We start from the raw sequence: 3,190 nt of genomic DNA, 5'->3' as shown, positions 1-3,190 counted from the left end.
CCCGGCCTCCTTCCGGCGCCTCGCCGAACCGGAAGCCGATGTCGGAGGCGTCCGAGGCCCCCGGGGCGTCGTCGAGTGCCTCGGTCGGCCGCACAGCGCCGCGCGCCGGGAGCCCGTGCGCGCGCCGCCCTCGCGCTCCTGATCGCCGGCCTGCTGGTGTCCGGTTGCTCCGTCACCTTCGACAGCGGCGACGAGGAGGTCCGTTCGCCGTTCACCGGTGAGCAGGTCGAGCCCGGCCCGGTTCTCGCGGTGAAGCTGGACAACGCGCCGGACGCCCGCCCCCACACCGGACTGGCCTCCGCCGACATCGTCTACGCCTCGCAGGTGGAGGGCGGCCTCAGCCGTCTGACGGCGATCTATTCGGGTGACCTGCCGGCGGAGACCGGGCCGGTGCGCAGCGCCCGCGAGTCTGACCTGCAACTGCTGCGGACCTTCGGCGACCCGGCGTTCGCCTTCTCCGGCGCCCGTTCCGCCGTGCTCCCGCTGATCACGCAGTCGCCGGTCGAGGCCGTCACCCCGGACAGCGCGCCCGGCGCGTTCTTCCGCTCGGGCGACCGCGACGCACCGCACAACCTCTTCCTGCGGCCGACCGAGGCACTCGACGACGCCCCGGGGGCCTCGGACGCCTCCGACATCGGCTTCCGGTTCGGCGAGGCGCCGGAAGGAGGCCGGGAGACGCCCGAGGAGACCGTCCGCTTCCCCAGCGCCTCCTTCGGCTTCGCGTGGTCCGCCGAGGACGGCGCCTGGCGGGTGTCGATGGACGGCAGCCCGGCGCAGGACACCGGGACGGGGCAGGTCACCGCCGCCACCGTGGTGGTGCAGTACGTCGACGTCCACGACTCGCAGTTCCCCGGGACCCCGTTCACCGAGACGGTCGGCTCCGGCGCCGCGACGGTGCTGCGGGACGGCCGCGCCCACGACGCGCGCTGGCAGCGGGACTCCTCCGGCGACGGCACCCGGTTCACCGGCGAGGACGGCGAGCGGCTGAACTTCGCGACCGGGCCCGTGTGGGTGGTGCTGGCACCCGCCCCCGCCTGACCCGTCCGCGCCTGCCCCGTCCCCGCCTGACCCGTCCCCGCCTCGGGGCGGACGGGGCGCGCGGCGCGCCCCGTCCGCCCCGAGGGCACGTCGCAATCGCCTTGACCTCAAGCTCACGTGAACTCATACGCTCGTCCCCGACCGCCGCACGTCGGGCCCGGATGCCGGCCGGCCGTGCGCCCGACCCCCGCGGGGAGACGCCGTGAGCATGGAGATGACCGCGTGGCACGCGCTCTACAACGAGCGCCACGCCGAGCAGGACCAACGCCCCTTCACCCGCGCCACCCTCCGCCGCATCGGGGCGTTCGCCCGGCCTTACCGGCAGGCGCTGGGCGTCTTCCTCGTACTGAGCGTGGTGGGCGCCGCCTTCGCCGTCGCCACCCCCCTCCTCGCGGGCCGCGTCATCGACACCGTCTCGGGCGGCGGGAGCACCGGCACGGTCACCGTCCTCGCGCTGCTGATCGCCGGCATCGCCCTCGCCGAGGCGGGACTGGGGCTCATCGCCAGACGGCTGTCCGCCACCATCGGCGAAGGACTCATCCTCGACCTGCGACGGGCGGTCTACGACCACGTCCAGCGGATGCCGGTGGCGTTCTTCACCCGCACCCGGACCGGCGCCCTCGTCTCCCGTCTCAACAACGACGTCATCGGCGCGCAGCGGGCCTTCAGCAACACCCTGTCCGGGGTGCTGGGCAACATCGTGATGCTGCTGCTCGCCCTGGTAGCCATGATCGCGCTCTCCTGGCAGATCACCCTGCTCGCCCTGCTGCTGCTCCCGGTCTTCGTGCTCCCCGCGCGGCGCGTCGGCGCCCGGCTGGCGCAGCTGTCGCGGGAGGCAGCCCACCACAACTCCGTCATGACGACCCGGATGACCGAGCGGTTCTCCGCACCGGGTGCCACCCTCGTCAAGCTGCACGGCCACCCCGAGGAGGAGTCGGCGGAGTTCGCCGCGCGGGCCCGGCGCGTGCGGGACATCGGCGTGCGCACCGCCATGCTGCAGATGTACTTCGTCACGGCCCTCACGCTGGTGTCCGCCCTCGCGCTGGCGCTGGTCTACGGACTCGGCGGCCGGCTCGCGCTCGGCGGCTCCCTGGAGACCGGCTCGGTCGTGGCGCTGGCCATGCTGCTGACCCGGCTCTACGCCCCGCTGACCGCGCTGGCCGGGGCGCGCGTGGAGGTCATGACCGCACTGGTCAGCTTCCAGCGCGTCTTCGAGGTGCTCGACCTGAAGCCGCTGGTGGCCGAGCGGAAGGCCGCCGCCGAGGCGCCCGAGGGGCCGGTCTCCCTGGAGTTCGACGGCGTGGACTTCGCCTATCCGTCGGCCGACAAGGTCTCCCTCGCCTCGCTGGAGGAGGTCGCCGTCCTCGACGAGCGCGGCGGTGAACAGGTCCTCCACGGCATCGACTTCCGCGCCGAACCGGGGCAGCTCATCGCGCTGGTGGGGTCCTCCGGCGCCGGCAAGTCCACCATCGCGCAGCTGGCGCCCCGCCTCTACGACCCGGACCGCGGCACGGTCCGGGTCGGCGGTGCCGACGTCCGCGGGCTGACCTCCCGGTCGCTGCGGGAGACCGTCGGACTGGTCACCCAGGACGGGCACCTCTTCCACGACACGATCCGCGCCAACCTGCTGCTGCCGCGTCCCGACGCCACCGAGGCGGAGATGCGCGACGCGCTGCGGCGCGCCCGGCTGACGGAGCTGGTGGACGCGCTCCCGGACGGTCTCGACACCGTGGTCGGCGAGCGCGGCTACCGGCTCTCCGGCGGGGAGCGGCAGCGGTTGACCATCGCGCGGCTGCTGCTCGCCCGGCCGCGGGTCGTCATCCTCGACGAGGCCACCGCCCATCTGGACGCGACCTCCGAGGCGGCCGTGCAGGAGGCGCTGACCGAGGCGTTGCGCGGCCGGACCTCCCTGGTCATCGCCCACCGGCTGTCCACCGTGCGGGCCGCCGACGAGATCCTGGTGCTGGAGGCGGGCCGGATCATCGAACGCGGCACCCACGAGCAGCTGCTCGCCGCGGGCGGGCGGTACGGCGAGCTGTACCGCACCCAGTTCGCCGACCCGGGGCGCGCCGAGGCGGCGACCGACAGCGAGCGCGCGGGCGCCGACGCGGGCGCGGACGGCGCCACGCCGGGCCGCCCGGCGGTGCCGGTC

2 protein-coding genes are annotated in these 3,190 nt (G+C 74.7%); both read left to right on the top strand.

Annotation, left to right across the window (positions count from 1 at the left end):
- The first annotated feature begins 75 nt into the window (after positions 1–75).
- On the top strand, positions 76–1,038 hold the full coding sequence (locus HCN52_RS23205) for a DUF3048 domain-containing protein (protein ID WP_168090392.1): 963 nt from the start codon (positions 76–78) through the stop codon (positions 1,036–1,038).
- A 202-nt stretch (positions 1,039–1,240) separates the two neighbouring features.
- A partial coding sequence (locus HCN52_RS23200; RefSeq protein ID WP_168090391.1) for an ABC transporter ATP-binding protein occupies positions 1,241–3,190 on the top strand: 1,950 nt, incomplete at its 3' end.

The organism is Streptomyces bohaiensis, from assembly GCF_012033785.1.
Taxonomy (GTDB): domain Bacteria; phylum Actinomycetota; class Actinomycetes; order Streptomycetales; family Streptomycetaceae; genus Streptomyces; species Streptomyces bohaiensis.
This window is presented reverse-complemented; position numbering and strand designations above follow the sequence as displayed.